Source organism: Collinsella sp. AF39-11AT (genome assembly GCF_003474585.1).
In the GTDB taxonomy this organism is placed as follows: Bacteria; Actinomycetota; Coriobacteriia; order Coriobacteriales; family Coriobacteriaceae; genus Collinsella.
Map to the genome: position 1 here is coordinate 85488 of NZ_QROG01000008.1, position 21878 is coordinate 107365.

The 21878-nt window shown below is 60.1% G+C and carries 17 protein-coding genes; all 17 read right to left on the reverse strand.

What is annotated here, in order from left to right; genetic code table 11:
* Positions 1 to 143: 143 nt before the first annotated feature.
* Positions 144 to 1055, reverse strand: coding sequence for a UDP-N-acetylmuramate dehydrogenase (murB, locus tag DW037_RS04975; RefSeq protein WP_117584225.1), 912 nt, complete (start codon positions 1053 to 1055; stop codon positions 144 to 146).
* A gap of 5 nt (positions 1056 to 1060) precedes the next feature.
* Complete coding sequence (murC, locus tag DW037_RS04980) at positions 1061 to 2479, reverse strand: UDP-N-acetylmuramate--L-alanine ligase (protein WP_117584226.1); 1419 nt, start codon at positions 2477 to 2479, stop codon at positions 1061 to 1063.
* A 97-nt stretch (positions 2480 to 2576) separates the two neighbouring features.
* Positions 2577 to 3692, reverse strand: a complete 1116-nt coding sequence (murG, locus tag DW037_RS04985) for an undecaprenyldiphospho-muramoylpentapeptide beta-N-acetylglucosaminyltransferase (RefSeq protein ID WP_117584227.1) — start codon at positions 3690 to 3692, stop codon at positions 2577 to 2579.
* A complete protein-coding gene (gene ftsW, locus DW037_RS04990) occupies positions 3682 to 5175 on the reverse strand; it encodes a putative lipid II flippase FtsW (RefSeq protein ID WP_055251664.1) in 1494 nt (497 codons plus the stop codon). Before ftsW ends, murG begins: the two co-directional genes overlap by 11 nt.
* Positions 5176 to 5211: 36 nt before the next feature.
* Complete coding sequence (gene murD / locus DW037_RS04995) at positions 5212 to 6618, reverse strand: UDP-N-acetylmuramoyl-L-alanine--D-glutamate ligase (RefSeq protein ID WP_089571580.1); 1407 nt, start codon at positions 6616 to 6618, stop codon at positions 5212 to 5214.
* Positions 6619 to 6627: 9 nt separating this feature from the next.
* A complete protein-coding gene (gene mraY / locus DW037_RS05000) occupies positions 6628 to 7647 on the reverse strand; it encodes a phospho-N-acetylmuramoyl-pentapeptide-transferase (protein ID WP_006234262.1) in 1020 nt (339 codons plus the stop codon).
* Positions 7648 to 7650: 3 nt separating this feature from the next.
* Positions 7651 to 9075, reverse strand: coding sequence for a UDP-N-acetylmuramoyl-tripeptide--D-alanyl-D-alanine ligase (gene murF, locus DW037_RS05005; RefSeq protein WP_117584228.1), 1425 nt, complete (start codon positions 9073 to 9075; stop codon positions 7651 to 7653).
* A 128-nt stretch (positions 9076 to 9203) separates the two neighbouring features.
* On the reverse strand, positions 9204 to 10904 hold the full coding sequence (locus tag DW037_RS05010; RefSeq protein ID WP_338134613.1) for a penicillin-binding protein 2: 1701 nt from the start codon (positions 10902 to 10904) through the stop codon (positions 9204 to 9206).
* 182 nt (positions 10905 to 11086) lie between these two features.
* Positions 11087 to 11557 (reverse strand): hypothetical protein, encoded by a 471-nt coding sequence (locus DW037_RS05015; RefSeq protein WP_117584230.1) that lies wholly within the window; start codon positions 11555 to 11557, stop codon positions 11087 to 11089.
* Between the two features lie 90 nt (positions 11558 to 11647).
* Positions 11648 to 12613, reverse strand: coding sequence for a 16S rRNA (cytosine(1402)-N(4))-methyltransferase RsmH (gene rsmH, locus DW037_RS05020; protein ID WP_117584231.1), 966 nt, complete (start codon positions 12611 to 12613; stop codon positions 11648 to 11650).
* Positions 12614 to 12633: 20 nt separating this feature from the next.
* Positions 12634 to 13068 carry a division/cell wall cluster transcriptional repressor MraZ gene (locus DW037_RS05025; RefSeq protein WP_006234269.1) on the reverse strand — a complete coding sequence of 145 codons (435 nt, stop codon included), beginning with the start codon at positions 13066 to 13068 and terminating at the stop codon, positions 12634 to 12636.
* 462 nt (positions 13069 to 13530) lie between these two features.
* Entirely contained in the window at positions 13531 to 14472 is a 942-nt protein-coding gene (gene xerD, locus DW037_RS05030; RefSeq protein WP_117584232.1) for a site-specific tyrosine recombinase XerD, read from the reverse strand.
* Positions 14473 to 14474: 2 nt separating this feature from the next.
* Positions 14475 to 16136: a CTP synthase gene (locus tag DW037_RS05035; protein WP_117584233.1), complete on the reverse strand. Its 1662-nt coding sequence runs from the start codon at positions 16134 to 16136 to the stop codon at positions 14475 to 14477.
* A gap of 178 nt (positions 16137 to 16314) precedes the next feature.
* The gene (locus DW037_RS05040; protein ID WP_040358312.1) at positions 16315 to 16653 is read right to left on the reverse strand and encodes a hypothetical protein; all 339 of its coding nucleotides are present in this window, start codon (positions 16651 to 16653) and stop codon (positions 16315 to 16317) included.
* A 256-nt stretch (positions 16654 to 16909) separates the two neighbouring features.
* Entirely contained in the window at positions 16910 to 18391 is a 1482-nt protein-coding gene (locus tag DW037_RS05045; protein WP_117630079.1) for a DUF1846 domain-containing protein, read from the reverse strand.
* 714 nt (positions 18392 to 19105) lie between these two features.
* Positions 19106 to 20593, reverse strand: a complete 1488-nt coding sequence (locus DW037_RS05050; protein WP_369831459.1) for a YfcC family protein — start codon at positions 20591 to 20593, stop codon at positions 19106 to 19108.
* Between the two features lie 138 nt (positions 20594 to 20731).
* Complete coding sequence (argF, locus tag DW037_RS05055; RefSeq protein WP_117584234.1) at positions 20732 to 21727, reverse strand: ornithine carbamoyltransferase; 996 nt, start codon at positions 21725 to 21727, stop codon at positions 20732 to 20734.
* Positions 21728 to 21878 lie beyond the last annotated feature (151 nt).

A 21878-nucleotide genomic window follows, 5' to 3' on the forward strand; every position in this document is an offset into this window, starting at 1 on the left:
GATTACCGAGCTGCGAGCCGACGACCGGACGACTGGTCTGTCGAGCATGCCTGACAGACTTAGAGTGCGCGACGGTATTGCGTTGAGGTTTGGCAGGCGCGCCGGAACGCCCTCCGGCGCGGCGGAAGGTGGGTTTCGATGCTCTAGAAGCCGAGGAATTTAACTTCCGGTCTGAGCTCGATGCCATACGCCTCCCTCACCTTTCCGTGCACATGTCTGATAACCGCGGCAACGTCATCGGCCGTGGCAGTTCCGTTATTAACGATAAAATTAGCGTGAACGGGCGAAACTTCCGCGCCGCCAATCGAAAAACCCTTTAATCCACAATCCTCGATAAGCTTGCCCACACTCGCATCGGGCGGGTTGCGAAAGACAGACCCGCAGGATGCGCGACCCATGGGCTGCGTACGCTTGCGCCTTGTAAGGTACCGCTCCATGCGCTCGCGAATGTCGGCCTTGGGCGCCGGTTTAAGCTTGAGCACGCACTCGAGGATGATCTCATTGCGGGGAAGGCTACATTCGCGGTAGCCCCAAGAGATCTCGGACCCCGCATAATGCTTGATACCGGATGCCGGGTCAAACGTTACGACATCCTCAACCAGCGAGCCAATCCACTCGGTCCGCGTGCCGGCATTCATAGATATCGCACCGCCGACCGAACCAGGAATGCCAACGGCAAACTCAAGGCCCGAGAGGCTACGCGACAGGGCATCGTTGACCAGGCGCGCAAACATCACGCCCGCACCGACCGTCAGCGTACAACCGTCATCGGCAACAACCGTGCGCTGGAACTCACGTCCGAGCGAAATGACGGCACCGCGATAACCGCCATCGGCAACCAGCAGATTGGAGCCCTTGCCGATGATGACCCACGGCACCTGCTCGCGATCGAGCACCGCCACGGCGCGGCGGAGGGCATGATAGCTATGGCACGTCACAAAGAGGTCGGCCTTGCCGCCGATACGATAGCTCGTATGACGCGCAAGGCGCTCGTCCTCGATCACATCCGTGTCGATCATGCCCGAGAGCGCCATGACGGCGTTAAACAGACCCATTAGACTTAAGCGTCTTTCTTGGCAGTCAGATACTCAATGAACTCGGGACCGACGGTCGTAACGTCGCCGGCACCCATGGTGAGCAGCAGGTCGCCCTCGCCCACCATCTGCTCGAGCTCCTGATTGAGCTCAAGACGGCTGGAGCAGTACACGACCTCCTTGCCAGGATGCTTGGCGCGCACGGTATCGGCGAGCATCTTAGAGGTGACACCCGGAATGGGCATCTCGCCAGCCGAGAACACATCAATCAGCAGCAGTTTATCGGCATTGGCAAATGCATCGGCAAAGTCCTCGCACAGGGCCTGCAGGCGCGAATAGCGGTGCGGCTGGAACACGACGTCGACGTGCTTGTAACCCAGCGACGAAGCGGCAGCAAGCGTCGCCTTGATCTCGGTGGGGTGATGGCCGTAATCATCGACCACGGTGATGCCATTGATATCGCCCACGTGGGTAAAGCGACGGCGGACGCCCTCAAAGCTCGAGAGCGCCTTGGCGGCGGCGTCGATGTCAAGGCCCAGGACATGGGCGACGGTGAGCACCGCCGTGGCGTTGAGCATGTTGTGGCGACCGGGATTGCTCTTGATCTCCACAGCGCGCTCAGTGCCGTCCTCAAAGCGAACGATAAAGTCACTCTGGATGCCCTTGACATCCGGGTGCATGCAGACGATGTCGTTGCTCTCGGCAAAGCCGTAGGAAAGCACGTGACGGCCCGTCGACTTGGCGAGCTCGACCAGATGCGGGTCCTCACCGCAGACGATGACGGTGCCGTCCTCGCCCACCAGGCTCATGAATTTGGCGAAAGTTGCCTCGATCTCCTCGATACCCGAGTAGTGATCGAGGTGGTCGGCCTCGACGTTGGTCACAATGACTACGTTGGGGTTCAGGAACAGGAAGGAGCTGTCGGACTCGTCGGCCTCGGCGACAAAGTAGTCGCCCGAGCCGTTCTTGCCGTTCGTGTCATAGCCCTCGACGATGCCACCGATCAGGAAGCTCGGATCCAGACCCATGCGGTCGAGCATGGTGGCACACATCGAAGACGTGGTGGTCTTGCCATGCGTGCCGGCAACAGCGACGGTGGTGTAGCCGTGACCCAAAGCAGAGAGCATCTTGGCACGGGGCCACACGGGAATACCAAGCTCGCGAGCGCGCACGAGTTCAGGGTTGGACTCCGGAATAGCGGTGGAGACAACAACCACGTCGGGCTTGACCTCGTCGATCGTGGCGGCCTCATGGCCCACATGCACCTTCACACCAGCGCGGGTAAGCTGGCGGATATAACGTGACGTCTTAAGGTCGGAGCCGGTAACGGCATAACCGCGCTCGTGCAGAACGAGGGCGATGCCGCTCATGCCGGCGCCGCCGATACCGATAAAGTGGGCGCTCTTAAACTCGGGCGCGGAGGTTGCAGTCTGGGAATCAGCCATGTGCTCGTGTACTCCTTGCGTAAACACTGCCTGTAACCCGTTAACTGTACCGCACCTACCGCATCAGCGCGAGGGCGACCGAAGATATCCCGTCTAACTAACGCAAACCCTCTACTGCATCCGCCAGAAGAGCGGCGGCTCTATCCTGAGCCAGACCACGCGCCGCCTGACGCATGGCGTCGCGCGCCGCCGCGTCATCGACCAGGTGCAGCAGCTCATCGGCAAAGGCAGAACCGTCGATATCGGCATCGGCGCAGAGCACGCCGGCCCCGGCGTCGACCAGATAACGGGCATTGGTGGTTTGGTGGTCGGCCGTCGCATGCGGGTACGGCACGAGCACCGAAGGCACGGCGAGCGCAGCGATCTCGGCCACGCTCGATGCTCCCGAACGCGATAGCACCAAATCGGCAGCAGCCAGCATGTCGCCCATGTTGTCGATGTAAGGCTGGACGCGGTAACGCTTCGCCTCCTCGAGCGTCAGCGCCAAAGCGCGCTCGGTCTCCTCAAAGCCGTCGGCACCCGTCGAATGCAACACATAGAGGTTCTTGCGCGAAAGCAGCTCGTTTTTGAGCGAAGCCACGCGCTCGTTGAGGTGCTGGGCGCCGAGTGAACCGCCAAAGACGAGCAGCAGCGTAGCGTCCTCGGGAACGCCAAGTGCCTTGCGGCCGCGAGCGCGATCGCCCTCGATCACCGAGCGACGTACGGGGTTGCCGGTCATGAGCACGTGGTCAGGGTCACCTTCGCGCTCAAAGACCGAGCGCGCTGCCGGCACCGAGATGCACACGCGAGCGGCGTGGGAGTTCATCATCTTGTTGGCCAGGCCCGGAACAGAGTTCTGCTCATGTAGCAGATACGGAACGCCTGCGCCCTTGCACCACCCCAGCAGCGGAACCTCGACATAGGCACCAAAACCGATGGCAGCATCGGGCTTGCCGACCTTTGAGAAATGACTGGCGAGCGCACGCTTGGCCTTGTTGACACGCCACAGCGAGGTCAGCGCCGTCCAGGGACGGGAGCGGTCGAAGCCCGTGACCGTAATGGGCACAAAATCAAACCCAGCCTCGGGGACCAGACGACCCTCGAGCTTGCGCGACTGGCCCACGAACACAACGTGGTGGCCACGGTCATGCAGCTCCTCGGCCAAAGCGAGCGCGGGGTTAATGTGTCCTGCCGTGCCGCCGGCTGCAATAGCAACGGTCATCTTATCGGTCATGGTAGTCCCTTCGTACACGCGGTCCCTGGTCGTCGGTGCGCAAACGCGCCGACGGGTCCGAGTTCAAATCGATTCGATTATATCCGCCGCCCGCGCTGCGAGGGCTGGGGCGCTGCGGACGACCTTGCGGCGCCGTTCGCTGACGCGGACGGGCTGCCGGCTCGGTCGCAGAGCCATCCAGAACGGTAAAGCCGTTACGCGAAGATCGCTCGCCGCGTACGTGGGGCACGCCGGCGGTACTCTCATCCATAACGGCAAAGCTCTCGCGGCGACGGTCGTACTCATCGCGACGGGCGCTCTCGTACGAAACGCGCAGGATCAGACCGGCAAGCATAAGCGACACAATAATCGACGAACCGCCGTAGCTAATAAACGGCAACGGTTTGCCCGTCATGGGAAACACGTTGAGGATGCCCAGCGCATTGATCAAAAACTGCACCGCGAGAATGACCGCGGAGCCAGACGCCATGAGCGCGCCCCGACGATCGGTCGCCTGCTCGGCAATGCGAAACGCCGAGTAGATCAGCATCGCAAACACCAAGAAGAACAGCACGGTTCCGACAAAACCGACTTCCTCGCCAATGATGGCCAGGATGTAGTCATTGTGCGCCTCGGGCAGATACGAGTACTTCATGGTTGAGTTGCCGATGCCACGGCCGAACAGACCGCCCGAGGCAAAGGCCATGATGGCAAGCGTGGCCTGATAGCCGTCACCATACTCGTCGGCCCAAGGGTTCAAGGCAACCTGAATACGCACCATACGGTACGGCTCTGCAACAAGCGCAATCACGATCACGAGAATGCCGAAGATTATCACGCCGATGATAAATTTGGGGTCGAGACCCGCAAACAACGCCATGCACATGAGGGTCAGCAGGATGATCAGGACGGTACCGAAATCGGGCTGGATAAAGATCAGAAAGAGCGGAATGCCCAGGTAGATGCCCATCTTGCGAAGGAATTCGTTGATGTTGCCACCGGGCGAAAAAAAGCGATCAAGCATGATGGCCGAATACGCAATGGCAAATGGCTTTAAAAACTCGGAAGGCTGGAACTGAATGCCGGCGATGTTGAGCCAGCGCGTGGCGCCACGGCTGCCGCTGCCCACCAAGAACACCAGAAACAGTAGCCCTATCATGCCTATGAGGAAGATCCTGAGCACATCCTCCCCAAACCAGCTGTCCGGCAAAACGCGCACGATGGCAATCAGCGCCAGAACACCGACCACGGCAAACGCAGCCTGTCGACCCAGAAAAAACGTCGCTGAGCCATTCTCGTGCAGCGCCTCGACCGAAGACGCCGAGTACACCATCAGCAGGCCAAAACACACCAAGATAAACAGACAGGCCATGAATATCAGACGGGGGCGCATGATGCGGGCGGGAACGCCGGCAATATAGCGTTCGCTAAACGACTGCCCGCCGCGACCGGAACGCGGTGTGCTACGCCGCGAGGAAGCACGGTCCGAGTCGGGCCTCCTCATACCTTGTCGGGGGCTCTCCTCTCTCACCGGCAACCCCTATTCCATTTGCGATTTCGCTGCAGCGGCAAGCTGGGCCACATAGTCCTTAAACACGCGGCCGCGCTCCTCATAGCCCGAGAACTCATCGAACGAAGAGCAGGCAGGAGAAAGTAAGATCACGTCGCCACGGCTCGACAGCGAACGAGCAACGTCCACGGCATCGCGTAGGTCATCCGCCTGGGCGATATCCACATCGCCATCGACATCGGCCTCGTCCATAGCGGCGGTGAAGCGCTCGCGCGCATCGCCAAAGCAGACGACCGAGCGCACGTTATCCATAACAACGCGCGCGAAGTCCGTGAGCGGCGTGCCCTTATCGTGGCCGCCGAGCAGCAAGATCACGTCGTCATCGGGAAATGCCGTCAGCGCCTTCTCGACCGCGTCGGTGTTGGTCGCCTTGGAATCGTTGACGTAGCGCACACCGTCAATCTCGCCGCACGGCTCCACGCGATGCTCGAGCGGCTGGAACGAGGCCAGACCGCGGCGGACACCATCGACATCGGCACCGACGGCCAGAGCAGCCGTGGCGGCACATAAGGCATTGATGACATTGTGATGGCCCGAGATCTTGAGCTCGGACGTGGCGACAAGCTGAGTCTCGACGCCCTTTAGGCGCACGACCATTTTGCCGTCGCGCACAAAGGCGGCATCTGCACCCTCGGGCTCGTCAAAAGCGACCTTGCAGATGCGGCGACCCGGCGTATAGATGTACTCATCGAACTCGTGAATGCCGGCGTCTTCGACGTCGACAACCACCAGATCGTCATCGACCATATTGTCAAACAGCTTGATCTTGGCAAGCGCATAGTTCTTATGGCTCTTATGCCAGCCCAAGTGGTCGGGAGTGATGTTGAGCAGCACCGCCACGCGAGGGTGGAGCTCGGTGGTCGTAGCAATCTGATAGCTCGAGAGCTCAGCCACAAACCACTCGTTGTGGGCTCGTCCGTCAATCTCGTTGACCGGCGGCTCGCCGATGTTGCCGACGGCTACGCTGGCCTCGCCGGCAGCCTTGAGCAGATAATCAGTCAGCGACGTGGTGGTCGTCTTGCCGTTGGTGCCCGTGATGGCAATCCAGTTATCGGGCGACAGGCGATAGGCAAACTCGGGCTCACCCATAATCTGGGCGGCATGCTCGCGCCCGGCCTTAAAGAAGCCCGAGAACTCCGAGATGCCCGGGCACGTCACGCATACGTCATAGGCGCCCTCGACCTGTTCGGTCCCATAGACAAACGACGCGCCAGCAGCCTCGAGCGCACGCGTGGCGTCATTGGGCTCAGAGGTGCCGCCGCCATACACGGTAACGGCGCTTACGCGCTCTGGATGTGCCAGCGCCCAGCGGGCGACATCGAGACCGGATTTGCCCTGACCCAAAACGAGCAGGCTAAAGACATCAGCAAGAGGCATGAAAGACCACTATCCCAACTGGAAGAACAGAGCAAGGCCAACGGCACCAAAGGCCGCAGCGATAATCCAAAAACGGATGACGACCTTGGTCTCGGCCCAGCCCTTCTTTTCGAAATGATGATGGATGGGCGCCATAAGGAAGACGCGCTTGTGCGTAAAGTGGAAGTAGACAACCTGAATCATGACCGACAGAGTCTCAACGATAAACAGGCCGCCGATGATGAGGGAGACGACCTCGGTGTTAGTCATGATGGACGTACAGGCAAACGCGGCGCCCAGAGCAAGCGAGCCGGTATCGCCCATAAAGATGCTCGCCGGATAGCAGTTGAACCACAGAAAGCCCAAGCAGGCACCGGCACACGCGGTGCAGAAGATGGACAGGTTCACGTCTCCGTGCAAAAACGCCATGGCAGCCATGGCGAGCATGGCAATCATGGAGGTGCCGCCAGCAAGACCGTCAAGGCCATCGGTCAGGTTCACGGCATTGGAAAGACCAGCGATCATCAGCCAGCAAAAGACAATATAGAGCCACGGGAACGAAAGGCCGCAGATGGTGGTCGAAAGCACGCCAAGGTCGATCGTCAGGCCGCCGGGAAAACGAATCTCGGGGGCGACGCCGCACCAGTTGACGGCAAGCACCGTAAAGGTGACACAGATAATGGTTAGGCCGATCATCTTGGCATGCGGCGTCAGACCGAGCGAGCGCCCATGCGTAACGGAGGTCAGATCGTCGATCAGGCCCAGCACGCCGGTCGCCAGCGTGGCGAGCAGCACGAGCACGAGCTCGGTGGTGAGCTTGCCCATCAGCAGGCAGGTCAGCGAGATCGCGACGAGGATGACAACGCCACCCATGGTGGGCGTTCCCTGCTTAACCAAATGACGCTTGGGGCCGTCGGCACGAACCTGCTGGCCGATACCCTCGACCTTGAGCAGCTTAATCCACCACGGCATGAGCAGCAGCGCAATGGCTGCGGCGATGCCAAGCCCCAAAAAAGCCTGATACGTTGGATACGAGGGATTGCCGAACATGGGCTAGCACACACCTTCCACAAAGCGGTCGAGCTCAACAAAGCGGGAACCCTTGACCAGTACAACATCATGTTTTTCAAGCGCGCCGCCCATGCGGTCGAGCACCTGCTGATAATCGGAGAACACCTGGATGCGGTCCTCGTCCATGCCCATCATGCGCGCGGCATCGGCCATAAGCTGGGCCAGCTCACCACCCACGCACGCCAGCATGTCGAGCTTCTTGGCGGCGGCATAGGCGCCCACGAGCTCATGCATGCGAGGAGCCTCATCGCCCATCTCGCCCATCTCGCCCAGGATCGCCATGCGAGACCCCGTGCATGAAAGCGAGCACAGCAGATCGAGGCCGGCTGCCATCGATTCGGCGCTGGCGTTATAGGAATCGTCGATGATGCGTGCACCGCTCTTGGCGCGCTTGATCTCCTGGCGGTGCCCGGTGATCGTAAGACCCCTAAAGGCAGCATCGATCTGCTCGGGCGTCACGCCCAGGCGATAGGCAACCGCGGCGGCCTTAACGGCATTAGGAACGGACTGCACGCCGGGGATGGCAAGCATGGTATCGATTGTCTCGCCCTGACCAAAATCGAGCGTAAAGACCGGACGGCCCTCGTCATCAACGCGAACGTCGCGGGCGCGGACCTCATCATCGTCAGAGACACCGGCCAGCATCACGTCGATACCAGCAGGCTGGGCGAACGTATCGCGAATGAACGGCGTAAAATCGTCCTCGCCGCCCAAAACCAGCAGCGGCAAATAGTCGCCGGCGGCGCACATGCCCTGGACAATCTCGGCCTTAGCGCGGGCGATGTTCTCGCGGCTGCCCAAAATGCCGATATGAGAGGTGCCGATCTTGCTCACGATGGCAAGGTTGGGATTGGCGGACTGGGACAGGCGCTCGATCTCGTGGAAATGATTCATGCCCATCTCGAGCACCAGGACCTCGGTATCGGCCGGAGCGGAAAGCACCGTGAGCGGCATGCCGATCAGGTTATTGAAATTGCCCTTGGTGGCCCAGACACGATAGCGCTTGGCGAGCACAGCGGCGAGAACGTCCTTGGTCGTCGTCTTGCCGATGGAACCGGTAATGCCAACGACCAGGCAGCCAAGCTCCAGGCGATACGCGTGCGCCAAACGCAGCAGAAACTCCTCGGGATCATCGGTCAGCAAGATGGCACAGCCCTTGTCCTGCGCCAGCGAGACCAGCTCGGCCTCGGGCTCACGCGTCATCACGACGGCGCCGGCACCCGACTGGACGGCACGGGAAGCAAAATCATTGCCGTCGACGTTTTCACCGGGAAAGGCGACGAAAATCGTCCCTTCCTCGACCTGGCGCGAGTCGATAACGCACCCGCGGCATACCCGATCGACTTCTCCCGTCACGGTTCGGGCCCCTGTTGCGGCCGCGAGGTTGTTGACGGCGATCTCTATCATTGCAGCTCCCCTGTAAACCTAAATAATGCTATCGGCGTATTGTATCCCAGCGCCGCGCATGCGTGGTGCAGGGCATGTGAACACCCCTCATATGGGACAACAAACCACGCCCCAAAGATTGTAACCCCCTACTTCGTGTGTGGGATACCCAGCACGTCGAGCGCGTTGGCCATAATGGACTGGAACGGCACCGCAGCGGCATCTGAGCCGCTCGGCGTTCCGTCGAGCGTGATATAGCACAGCACCTTGGGCGATTGTGCCGGTGCAAAGCCCATAAAGGACGACATGTAGTTCTCCTTGAGGTAGCCGCCGTTCTCGTCGGCACGTTCGGCCGTACCGGTCTTACCCGCCACGTCATAGCCGTCAACCGCGCCGCCAACGCCCGTTCCCTCCGACACGACCGTCTGCATGCACGATGTCACCTGGGATGCGGCGTCCTCCGAAATCGCGCGCTCGCCTTCGCCCCAGTCCTTCTCGTCGCCTTTGCTGGACTTATAGAAGTGCGGGGTCATCATCACGCCGCCGTTGGCGATGCCGCCCACGGCACGTGCGATCTCAATCGGTGAGACAGACAGCGCCTGTCCAAAGCTCATCGAGCCCAGCGTGGCGCCGTCATACTGGTCACGCTCCTTGACGATGCCCAGGCTCTCGCCCGGAAAATCGACACCAGAGCTGTGACCGATGCCCCACTTGTCCACATAGGCGGCAAAGTCGTCGGCACCGATCTTGCGCCCCACCAGGACAAATCCCACGTTGGACGAACGGCGCATCATCTCGCGCACATCCATGGTCATGGCGTAGTCGCGCTTGTCGGCATCGGTGACGGTATCGTCGCCCACCTTGATGCTCGCCGGCACCTCAAACGACGTACTCGACCGCACGACACCCAAGTCGAAGCCGGCGCCCGCCACGAGCGTCTTAAAGACCGAGCCGGGCTCGTAGGCGTCGGTGACCAGGCGCAGGTTCATATCCTCGGTCTTGGCGTTTTCCAAATTGGTCTGGTCGTAGGTCGGATACGAGCAGGCTGCCAAGATCTCGCCTGTCGTAGGATCGGTGACCAGCGCCGAGCCGTTCTTGGCCTTTGTCTTCTCGACAGCCTCTGCCAGGGCATCCTCGGCCGCACGCTGGATATTGACGTCGAGCGTCGTCACGAGATCAACGCCGTCGACCGCAGCCACCTTTTTATAGGCACCGCCCGCGATATAGCTGCCGTCCCTCGCGCGCTCGCGTACGAGAGAACCGTTCGTGCCGGTTAGAAGCTTGTTGTATTGCTTTTCGAGACCAGTCAAGCCGTCGTTGTCTACATTCACTACACCCAGCACCTGCGATGCCAGATTGCCGTATGGATATACGCGCTTCATGGCCTGCTCAAAAAGCACGCCGGGCAGGTTCTTCTTCTCCAGCGCCACAGCATCGTCTTCGTCCACCTGGCGCTTGATATACACCCAGGTTCCATCGGACTCAACGAGCTTGCGGCAGGTCTTTTTATCGATTCCAGTTGCCTTGACCAGCGCCGACACCGTCTTGTCAACATCCTCGACAAGCTGCGGGTTCACAGCGATGTTGCGACATTCGACCGACGACGCCAGCACGTTACCGTTGCGGTCGTAGATGGTGCCACGTTTGGCATAGAGGGTCTGCGCAAGCAGGCGACGCGCATCGGCACGCTCGCGCAGTTTATCGGCTTCGACAATTTGATAGTCGGCAAGGCGAAAGACGCCCAAGCCCAAGCCAAGCCCAATGAATCCCATGACGGCTTTGCGGCGAGGCAGCGGCGTGCCTGTGAGCCATTCGGTCGACGAACTCTTGCGCGACCTAGTGTTATGCACTTGAGGGCCGCCCGAGCCGCGAAGTCGCGACGCCGGGTCGTTGCCACGGGACTGCCCGGCGTTGTAAGATTGCCGACCCGTTCCTTGATAACCAGAACGTCCCCGCGACGAGGGACGTCCAGAACCGCGGCCCCCATCGGAACCGCGGCGATAGTCATTTGTCATACTCAGCTACCGTCTTGCTACTGAGCGGTCGCGGTCGCGTTGGCGCCCGCGGCTGCATCCTGCGAAAAGTCAAGTGTAACGCTCTCGCTGGGCTCCACCATGCCATAAGCGCCCGCAAGGTCGCGAATGCGCGTGTCGGCGCCATAGACCGAATGCATGACCTCCAGGTCGGAGCTCTCATCGGTCGCCTTTTCGAGCGTGTTGGTAAGCTCGGCGTTGCTGTTGAGCACCTGGGCCGTAACGCCGGCGAGCGCCACGCGGGCGACGCCGATCGTCATGAAGATAGCCGCAATGATGCAAAACGTTTTAAGAACGCTCATGAAAACCGGGCTTACCGCCTGGTTTGCCTGACGGCCCGCGCCCGTGTAGACATCAAAGCGCGGCGTGCGCTGCTCACGGGGAGCAACGGGGGCCTGCGGCGTCTCACGATAGGCGGGCATGGCGTTCATATCATAGGCGAGTGCTGCGTTTGAAGTGTTGTAGCCCATGATATGCCGCCTCCCATCCCGAGTACGTTGGTAGTGTGTTTAAGCTTCGTTTATGGTGCGAGCGGGAGGTCCAATATCGCGCGGTCGCGCCTACAGACGCTGCGCCACGCGGATTTTGGCTGATCTCGCCCGAGGGTTGCGCTCAACCTCATCAGGCTGGGCAACCAGGGGTTTGCGGGTGATGACCTTGAGTATCGGCACGTTGCCGCACACGCACACCGGAATCTCCGGCGGACACGTGCACCCCTGGCTCATCTCCTTAAAGTGGTTCTTTACGATACGGTCCTCGAGCGAGTGATACGAAATGACGCAGATACGTCCGCCCGGGTTGAGCCACCTGGTGGCGGCATCAAGCCCTCGTTCGAGCACATCGAGCTCGTGATTGACCTCGATGCGAATGGCCTGGAAACTTTTCTTGGCCGGGTGTCCACCATGCCGACGAGCGGCAGCTGGGATACCCGCCTTGATGATCTCGACAAATTGGCCGGTGGTTTCGATCGGTTCTTGCTCGCGGCGGCGCACGATCTCGCGCGCGATCTGCGAGGCGAACTTCTCTTCGCCGTAGACGCGTAGAATCCGGGCGAGGTCGTGTTCGTTATAGGTGTTGATGACCTCAGCTGCGTTTAAGGTGTTATTGCCCGGATCCATCCGCATGTCCAATGGGGCGTCCTCGTTATACGAAAAGCCCCTGCCAGGGATATCGAGTTGCGGTGACGAAACGCCCAAATCGAACAGGAAGCCATCGACCCCGGGCACCTCGGCCGAGCAAAGCAGCTCGTCCAAGTCGCCGAAGTTGCCCTTCAGCAGCTGGTGCGGTACGCCGGGAACCTCGCGGTCCAGACGGGCGCCAGCGGCCTCGAGGGCCATGTCGTCCTGATCGACGCCGAGCAAAAGGCCGGTCTCCCCCACCTGCGCGGCCATCTTTACCGAATGGCCGGCACCGCCAAGGGTGCAGTCGCAGACGACGGAGCCGCTCTTTAGCTGCAGCGACTCAAGCACTTCGCCGAGCATGACAGGTTCATGCCGATATTCTTGTGTCAAGATCCCACGCTCCATCCGTTACCCGTGCCTTGCCCTTACGAGAAGAAGAGGTCCAGCAGGGCCTCATCGTCATCGTCCTCATCGGCCGCGGCGCGATCCCAAACCTCAAGGTGGTCGTAGTTGCCCACAACCGTGACCTCGCGGTCGAGGTTCGCCTGCTTGCGGAGAGACTCAGAAAGACCGATACGACCGGCGCTGTCCACGTCCATCGACGTGGTGCGCTTGTTGATCGCCCTCATGAGCTTCTGGTCGTTGATGTCGCGCGGGTTAAAACCCTCGTGGCCCTCACGACCCGCGAAGAGTCCTTCGACCCACTTATCGAAGGCCTCGGCAGAGAACACGTACAGAGCATCGACATCCAGGGCTTTGAACACGCGAACGTGCTCTCCAAGCTCCTCGCGAAGGGGTGCAGGCAGGGACAGACGACCTTTTGCATCGAGATTGCGCTCATATGCACCAGTCATTCCCATGTGCGCCCTCCCCTCGGTTACTCAGATGGCACGTACGCGGGGAACCCCCCCGCCTGTCGACGTCATCAATAATATGGGGAACCGCCCCATTTTTCAACACCTTTCCCCACCCCTTCCCCCACCCCTCCCCACCATTCCACCCCCAATATGTTGTAAAACACCCCCGAGCATATGTTCGAAAACACAATATGTTGTGTTTGCAGCAAAGGCGGGATGCCACCTGTAGAACCACGCCCGCGAACCTCAACCTTCAAGTTGACCTTGAGGCGATTTTTACGTCCCTTTACACGCCGTTCACATCGCCCCCAAACTCCCCCACCCACGGTACACACGGCCCACCGCCGCGTCGGTGTCTAGCGAAAAATGGGACGAGCCCCAGATTGCCCATGCGCGCGCAAAAGCACGCCGCGGCAATCTGGGGCCCGTCCCCAAATACCTATAGATATGCAGGCCAGCGATGTGTTAACGATGTGCCAGCGGGTGCGCCGCCAGATAGACCTCGGTCAGTTGCGTACGATCGACATGCGTGTAGACCTGCGTGGTCGATATATCGGCATGTCCCAAGATCTCCTGTAGCACACGGAGGTCCGCACCGCCCGCAAGCATATGGGTGGCAAAGGAGTGACGCAGCGTATGGGGATGGAGTCCCACCAGCCCCACCTGGCGCCCGTAGCGCTCACAGATGGCATGGATGCCCTGGCGCGACAGACGGCGGCCGTTCTTATTTAAAAAGACCGCCGAGGTCTCGGTTCCGTGGGCATGGGCCGCCAAGCGAGAACGCCCCTTAGTTATATAGCGCGTCAGAGCTCGCGCCGCGCTTCCCACCAACGGGGACAGGCGTTCCTTTGAGCCCTTACCGCGAACGAGCACAAAGCCATCGTCGATATGGATATCGCCCACATCGAGCCCCACCAACTCACTCACACGCAAGCCGCATCCGTAGAGCACTTCCAAGATGGCATGGTCGCGCAAGCCCATCTCGCCCTCGGGGAAGTCTTGATCGAGCAGCGCCGAGACATCCTCCACCGATAGATACTCCGGCAAACGCTCAGCCTTTTTAGGCAGGCGCAACGCCGCCGTTGGATTTTGGGCCACAATCCCATCGCGCACCAAAAAGGCATGCAGGCCCTTCACGGCCGCAAGCGCACGCTCCACCGAGGCATCGGAATAGCCCCCATCGCGACGGTCGGCGACAAAGCCCTCCACGACCTGACGAGTCACCTCATCAAAAGACATGATGCCCGCCCGCTCCAGATACGCGCAGTACGTCGTCAGGTCACGACGATAGGCCGCAATCGTGTTGCGCGCCAAACCCCGCTCGACCGCGAGGTAATCGAGATACTCCCCCGCCGCCACGGCGAGCGACGAGGGAGTAGCTTCGGTATGTTCTTTGTTCGCCGGCACCCTTAGTCCGTAGCGAGGTTCATGGGCGTCACCTGCAGGCGATCGACACCCTCGTGCTGACCGATCGAGGCACGCACGAACTCTCGGAACAGCGGCTGCGGGTTGGTCGGACGGCTCTTGAACTCGGGGTGAGCCTGGGTTGCCACATACCAAGGATGCACGTCGCGCGGCAGCTCGACCATCTCGACTAGGCGCTCGTCGGGCGACAGACCCGAGATAACCAAACCGGCGTCCTCAAGCTGGTCGCGGAAGGCGTTGTTAAACTCAAAGCGGTGACGGTGACGCTCGTAGACGAGATCCTCGCCATATGCCTCGCGAGCGAGGGTATCGGCGGCGAGCTTGCACGGATAGGCGCCCAGACGCATGGTGCCGCCCTTCTCGGTCACGTCCTCCTGCGAGCTCATCAGATCGATGACGCTAAACGGGCCGTCCGGATCGAACTCGGAGGAGCTGGCGCCGGCAAGGCCGACGACGTTGCGGGCGAACTCGCACACGGCCACCTGCATACCCAGGCAAATGCCCAGATACGGAATCTTGTGCTCACGGGCAAACTCGGCCGCGAGGATCTTGCCCTCCAGGGCGCGCTTGCCAAAGCCGCCGGGGACCAGGATGCCCGAGGCGTCGCCCAGAACCTCGGAGACATTCTGCTCGTCGAGGCTCTCGCCGTCGACCAGCTGGACGTCCACATGGCGATCGTAGAAGACGCCCGCATGGTGCAGGGCCTCGATAACCGACAGGTACGCATCGGGCAGCTGCGTGTACTTACCCACGACGGCAATCTTAACCTTATCGGCGTGATGGTTGGCATGGTTCTGCTTACGCAGGAACTCATTCCACTCGCTCATGTCGCGCTCACGCGGGTCCAGGCCCAGGCGCTCGCAAATACGCAGGTCAAAGTCCTGCTCGGCAAGCAGCTGCGGCACGTCGTAGATGCTCGCGCAGTCCTCATTGGTAAAGACGCAATCGGTGTCGACGTCGCAGAAGCTTGCGATCTTTCCGCGGATAGCGTCATCGATATGGTGGTCGGAGCGCAGCACGATGATATCGGGCTGGATGCCAAAGCTGCGGAGCTCCTTGACGGAATGCTGCGTGGGCTTGGTCTTGACCTCGTGGGCGGCGGCAATATAGGGAACGAGCGACACGTGGATGTAGCAGACGTTCTCGGAGCCGGCCTCCTTGCGGTACTGACGGATGGCCTCGACAAACGGTTGGGACTCGATGTCGCCGATCGTGCCGCCCAGCTCGGTGATGACTACATCGGAGCCGGTCTGCTCCTCGATGCGGCGAAACTTGTCCTTAATGGCATTGGTGACGTGAGGAATCACCTGCACGGTACCGCCCAAAAAGTCGCCGCGACGCTCGCGGGCGATTAGGCTTTTGTAGATGGCACCGGTCGTAAAGTTGGAATCGCGGGTCAGGTTCTCATCAATAAAGCGCTCGTAATGACCCAGGTCCAGGTCGGACTCGTAACCATCCTCGGTTACAAAGACCTCACCATGCTGGAACGGGCTCATGGTACCGGGGTCGACGTTCAGATACGGGTCGGCCTTCTGCATCGTTACTTTGTAGCCACGCGACTTGAGCAGACGGCCCAGCGAGGCCGCGGTGATACCCTTGCCCAGGGACGAAACCACGCCACCGGTTACGAACACATGCTTGGTCATATTGAGTTACCTGCGCTTCCCGTAGAAGTTGTTTATCCACATCTTACGGGTCTTCATTGTAATACTCGCGCCGCGGACCGTCCGCAATTTTTCTCGCGTGCGATTGCATTTCTCAATCTTGAAACAAAACGCCGCCCGGTTTCCCAGGCGGCGTCGCTATGGCAAGGGTTACATGCTGCTATCGATCAGCAACCTCGTCCTCAAGCATTTCTTGAACGAGCATGCCGGTACGGACGCCCTCAAGATACCACTCGCCACGTTCGGTGAGGCAAATGCCATTTGCAAGCTGACCGCCGTCGTCGCTATAACGCGAGACGACATCAATCATGCCTTCGGAATCCAAGCGATCGATTGCCGCGCGGGCACGATACGGCGAAACCCCCACGCGCTCGGCAAGCGTTTTGCGCGAGAAACCATACGGCCCGCCATTGTCTTCGGTTTGCTGGTCGATCTCCATCAACACCAGCACCTCGACACGCTTCATATCGTTGACACTCGCACGACCCTTGCCCGCCATAGCAGCCTCCTCAAACCGAGCACGAGCATCTAACGCGCCGTGCGCGACCGACACACCTCACGATGGCAGGTAATATCCATCATGCGGCATCCCGCTAAGGATGAAACAGTTACGGTTATTGTATACCGCTCAAATTGTTTCTAGGCAGGTAAACAGCTATTTTTCGCCGAAATAGACGCTTTATTGATCAAAAAGCCGTACCGGGCGCTAACCCGATACGGCCAAAATGCAATGCAATTACCGCGGTGCTTCAAACTTAGCGATGGAAGAAACCGCGGCGCTCAAACTTGGGCTCGCAGCACACGTTGATACCCAGTTTGCGCAGTACCGTCTCGTCCGTCGGCGAGATAATCACGCTAAAGAAGGCATCGCAACCGCGCAGCTGCTCCAGGCCCGAAAGGACGCGAGCGGCCGTCTCACTCGTGGCCGAGGTGATCGACAGCGCCATAAGCGTCTCGTCGGTGTGGAGGCGCGGGTTTTTGCTGCCCAGGAAATGCGTCTTGAGCTTGCTGATGGGCTCGATCGCCTCATCGCTAATGACCTCGAGCTCAAGGTCGACGCTCGAGACATGCTTGAGGGCGTTCATAATGAGCGAACTTGCGGCGCCCAGGCGCGTGGAGGTCTTACCGGTCACCACGGAGCCATCGGGCATGACCATGGCACCCACGGGACCACCCGTCAGCTGCTCCCTGGTGAGGGCCGCCGAGCGCGCCGGTGAGTAGTTCTTATCGATGCCGGCTTTCTTCATAATAATCTTGAGACGGTCGACTTGCTCATCGCCCACGCCGGTACGGCGCACATTTTCGACCGCGGTAAAGTAGCGGCGGACGATCTCCATCTTGGAAGCGTCGCGGCAGGCATCGTCATCGGTGATGGCAAAGCCGACCATATTGACGCCCATGTCCGTAGGGCTCTGGTAGGGGCTCTTGCCCAGGATCTTTTCCATCAGGGCACGAACTACCGGGAAGGCCTCGACGTCGCGGTTGTAGTTGACCGTGGTCTTGTTGTAGGCCTCAAGGTGGAACGAATCGATGATATTGGCGTCGTCGAGGTCAGCCGTGGCGGCCTCGTAGGCAATATTGACCGGATGCGTCAGAGGAAGATTCCAGACCGGGAAGGTCTCGAATTTGGCATAGCCGGCGGCGGTACCGTGCTTATGCTCGTGATACAGCTGCGAGAGGCAAGTGGCGAGCTTGCCCGAGCCAGGACCGGGCGCCGTCACGACGACGAGCGGACGGGTGGTCTCGACAAACTCGTTCTTGCCATAGCCGTCGTCGGACACGATCAGGTCGACGTCGTGCGGATAGCCCTCGATGGGATAGTGGAGCTTGGCGGGAATGCCGAGCGCGTTCAGGCGGTTGCGGAACACATCGGCAGCGGGCTGGCCGGCGTACTGGGTGATGACCACGGCCGCGACAGCAAAGCCGTTGCCGCGGAACAGGTCAACCAGGCGCAGCACATCCTCGTCATAGGTAATGCCAAGGTCACCACGAGCCTTGTTCTTCTCGATGTGGTTCGCGTTAATGGCGATGATGACCTCGACGTCGTCGGCTATGCTCTTGAGCATGCGAAACTTGCTGTCCGGCTCAAAACCCGGCAGCACGCGGCTCGCGTGATAGTCGTCAAACAGCTTGCCGCCAAACTCCAAATACAGCTTGCCGCCAAACTGCGAGATGCGCTCCTTAATATGAGCGGCCTGCAGCTCGATATACTTCGCGTTGTCGAAACCCTGGCGCATATATGGCTCCCGTCCCGTTTCCATTTAATGTCTTAGGCGATTATAACGGAGCCTGCCCTCCCCGATGCCCAGGCCATCAACAGGCACCAACCAAACACGCCATCGATAAGTTGCGGTGAAATAGCTCCTGTTTAACCCCTCAAGACGGCCAAACGGGAACTATTCCACCGCAACTTCCCCTTTTGGCGCAAAGTAACCTGACCCCTTTGCACCAACAGCAGAAACGTCGCGGGCAGAGAACGGACAGCGAACAGGCACCAGAGCGAGCAAGCCGCCCCCTGCGCCAACAATGGCAGCGCCGCAGGTTGAGCATAAGTCAGCGAAAGCCCACCAGAGCGAGCAAGGTGACGTGAAAGAGGAGGGCATGGCGCAAAGCAATCTGACACCTTTACACCAACAAAGGCAGCGCCGCAGGATGAGCATAAGTCAGCGAGCGCCGTCCAGGACGTACAAGTTGGCATGAAAAAGGCAAGGCATAGACCTTTTGGTCATGCCTTGCCTTTTGAATGACAAATTGTCGTCCTGGGCGGCGCGCAGCGTCGACCGGTTCCGGCGTTTGGTAAAACGCCGGAACGCAAGTCGCCCCCTCCCGCGCACGGAACGGGAGGAGGCTAAAGGTAGGAGTCTACCGGTGGGGTTACCCCACCGGACAGACGATGACCAGGTGATCCTTTACAGGATCGTCATGGTTTCCGTGGGGTACCCAAGGGGTACTTAGAGCATCACGCAAGCGACGGTCAGGATGATGGCGCAGACGACGGAGAGAGCGACGATGAGCTTAAGAGCAAACTTGAGCCAGGTCGTCCACTCGATCTTGGCCAGAGCAAGACCGCCCATGATGGCGCCGGAGGTCGGGGTGAACAGGTTCACGACACCGATGGCGGCGGAGAAGATCATGACCATGACCTCGGGCGAGAAGCCGAGCTTAACAGCCAGCGGTCCCATGATGGGCATGGAGACAGTAGCCATACCGGAGGTCGAGGGGATCAGGAAGGACAGGCCGAAGTAGACCAGGAAGCTCATGGGAGCGAAGATCACGCCGGACAGGCCAGCCAGAGCATTGGCGGCAGCGTCGAGGACGTAGACGTCGAGGCCGGTGCTAGCCATGAGGACGGAGATACCACGGGCGAGGGCGATGACGAGGACAACGGACATCATGTCGGCAGCGCCGGTGATGAAGGTGTTGACGATCTGCTTCTCGGACAGGCCGCCGATAATACCGATCAGGACAGCCATGAGGAAGAACCAGGTGGAAGCCTCGTCGAAGTACCACTGACCAATGGGCAGGCCGGTGATCAGGGCAGACCAGCCCTGAACGATGGCGTTACCGTCGGCGTCATAGACAGCGCCAGCATCGAAGAAGTTGGCGACGCCCTCGTTAAGGTCGGCCAGCGGGATGAAGCCGACGATCATGACGACGAAGGTGAAGGCAAAGGCGATCAGAACACCCTTCTGACGACCGGTGAGCTTGACCTCCTTGTGAACCTCGGAAGCAGCCTTGCCGTGAGCCTCTTCGGCGTCCTTGAGCTCCTGCATCGAAAGGATGGTGGAACCCTTGTCAGCCTTGACCTTCTTGGCATAGCTCATGACGAAGAGGATGGACATAACAGTGGTAACAATCCACAGGACGGCACCGAGGCCGATGATGATGGACTGGTTGACCTCAATGCCAACGCCAGTCAGAGCGTCAACGGCAGCACCGACGGCAAACGGGTTAACCGTGGAGCCGAGGCAGCCGCAGCCAGCGCCGAGCAGGACGGTGGCAGCGCCGACCATGGGGTCGAAGCCAGCAGCCATCATGGTGGCGGCGAGCAGGGCGTAGAAGGGAACGGTCTCCTCGCACATACCATAGGTGGTACCACCGAGGGAGAAGATGAACATCAGCACGGGAATGAGCATGATCTCATTGCCCTTAAGCTTCTGCACCAGAACAGCAATGCCGTTGTCCAGGGCGCCGGTCTCGGTCATCATGCCGAGGAAGCCGCCGAGGATCATAACGAAGAGGCAGACGGGCAGAGCGTCAGCGAAGCCCTTGACCGGGGCGGTGCAGAAATCGCTCAAGCGGGCAGCGGTAACCGCGCCACCGGACGTACCGGAGACGATAACGGTAACAACCGCGACGATTGCCAGCAGAGCAAGAAGAATGGTGAACGATGAAGGCATACCGCGCTTTTTCTTAGCGGTCTCAGTCATAGTTCTCATCCCCCCTTCATAAATCATTTACTGATCTCGCCCGAAGCGGCTCTTCCGTGCCGTGCATGTCGCTCGGTGCGAGATTTTTACCAGACAAAAGCGCTCGGGGTGCGCAGCAATGCACCCCGAGCGAGATGCTAGATGCTCTTACTTGAGCGTAGCGTACATGACAGCCTTGATGGTGTGCATGCGGTTCTCGGCCTCGTCGAAGACCTTGGAAGCGGGGCTCTCGAAGACCTCGTCGGTGACCTCCTGCTCGGTGATGCCGAACTGCTCGCACTTCTCGGCGCCAATCGTGGTGTTGGTGTCGTGGAAGCTGGGCAGGCAGTGCAGGAAGATGGCACCCGGGTTGGCCATAGCCATGACCTCGGAGGTAACGCGATACGGAGTGAGCTGAGCGATGCGCTCGGCCCAGACCTCGTCGGGCTCGCCCATGGAGACCCACACGTCGGTGTAGAGAACGTCGGCACCGGTGACGCCGTCCTTGACGTCGGTGGTCAGCTTGATGGTGCAGCCGTTAGCCTCAGCGATGGGCTTGCAGGCCTCGATGACGTCGTCAGCGGGCATGCACTCCTCGGGGCCGCAGGCCACGAAGTTCATGCCGAGCTTGGAGCAGACGACCATGAGGGAGCGAGCGACGTTGTTCTTGCAGTCGCCCATGAAGACGAGGGTCTTGCCCTTGATGTCGTAGTTGAAGTTCTCCTGGACGGTCAGGATATCGGCGAGCATCTGGGTGGGGTGCCACTCGGTGGTCAGGCCATTCCATACGGGCACGCCAGACTTAGCAGCGAGCTCCTCGACGTCGTCCTGGGCAAAGCCACGGAACTCGATGCCGTCATACATGCGGCCGAGAACGCGGGCGGTGTCCTCGATGGACTCCTTCTTGCCCATCTGGGACGAACCGGGATCGAGGTAGGTGACGCCCATGCCAAGATCCATGCCGCCGACCTCGAAGGCGCAGCGGGTACGAGTGGAGGTCTTCTGGAAGAGCAGAACGATGTTCTTGCCCTCGAGATAGCGGTGAGGAACGCCGGCGCGCTTCATGTCCTTGAAGTTCTTGGAGAGCTTGAGCAGGTACTCGATCTCCTCGGTGGTGAGGTCGAGGAGCTTGAGGAAGCTACGGCCGGAGAGGTTAACACCCATGGTTCAAATCCTTTCGAAGAAATGAATTACGTAAGTATTAGTGTTGCCCGTTTGACGGGCGAAACCGGTGCGGTTGTAGGGGGACCGCACCGGAAACGGAAAGACTTAGAGGTCCTCGCGCCAGAAGGGCATGCTCATGCAGCGCGGGCCG

Bases quoted from the DNA above. Each gene is read 5' to 3' on its own strand.
- murG (WP_117584227.1), bottom strand. From the start codon at position 3,692: ATGACCGATAAGATGACCGTTGCTATTGCAGCCGGCGGCACGGCAGGA.
- DW037_RS05025 (WP_006234269.1), bottom strand. From the start codon at position 13,068: ATGGGAATGACTGGTGCATATGAGCGCAATCTCGATGCAAAAGGTCGT.
- rsmH (WP_117584231.1), bottom strand. From the start codon at position 12,613: ATGGAGCGTGGGATCTTGACACAAGAATATCGGCATGAACCTGTCATG.
- DW037_RS05045 (WP_117630079.1), bottom strand. From the start codon at position 18,391: ATGCGCCAGGGTTTCGACAACGCGAAGTATATCGAGCTGCAGGCCGCT.
- murB (WP_117584225.1), bottom strand. From the start codon at position 1,055: ATGGGTCTGTTTAACGCCGTCATGGCGCTCTCGGGCATGATCGACACG.
- DW037_RS05015 (WP_117584230.1), bottom strand. From the start codon at position 11,557: ATGGGCTACAACACTTCAAACGCAGCACTCGCCTATGATATGAACGCC.
- argF (WP_117584234.1), bottom strand. From the start codon at position 21,727: ATGGGTGTTAACCTCTCCGGCCGTAGCTTCCTCAAGCTCCTCGACCTC.
- DW037_RS05035 (WP_117584233.1), bottom strand. From the start codon at position 16,136: ATGACCAAGCATGTGTTCGTAACCGGTGGCGTGGTTTCGTCCCTGGGC.
- DW037_RS05040 (WP_040358312.1), bottom strand. From the start codon at position 16,653: ATGGCGGGCAAGGGTCGTGCGAGTGTCAACGATATGAAGCGTGTCGAG.
- DW037_RS05050 (WP_369831459.1), bottom strand. From the start codon at position 20,593: ATGAGAACTATGACTGAGACCGCTAAGAAAAAGCGCGGTATGCCTTCA.
- mraY (WP_006234262.1), bottom strand. From the start codon at position 7,647: ATGTTCGGCAATCCCTCGTATCCAACGTATCAGGCTTTTTTGGGGCTT.
- murD (WP_089571580.1), bottom strand. From the start codon at position 6,618: ATGCCTCTTGCTGATGTCTTTAGCCTGCTCGTTTTGGGTCAGGGCAAA.
- murF (WP_117584228.1), bottom strand. From the start codon at position 9,075: ATGATAGAGATCGCCGTCAACAACCTCGCGGCCGCAACAGGGGCCCGA.
- ftsW (WP_055251664.1), bottom strand. From the start codon at position 5,175: ATGAGGAGGCCCGACTCGGACCGTGCTTCCTCGCGGCGTAGCACACCG.
- murC (WP_117584226.1), bottom strand. From the start codon at position 2,479: ATGGCTGATTCCCAGACTGCAACCTCCGCGCCCGAGTTTAAGAGCGCC.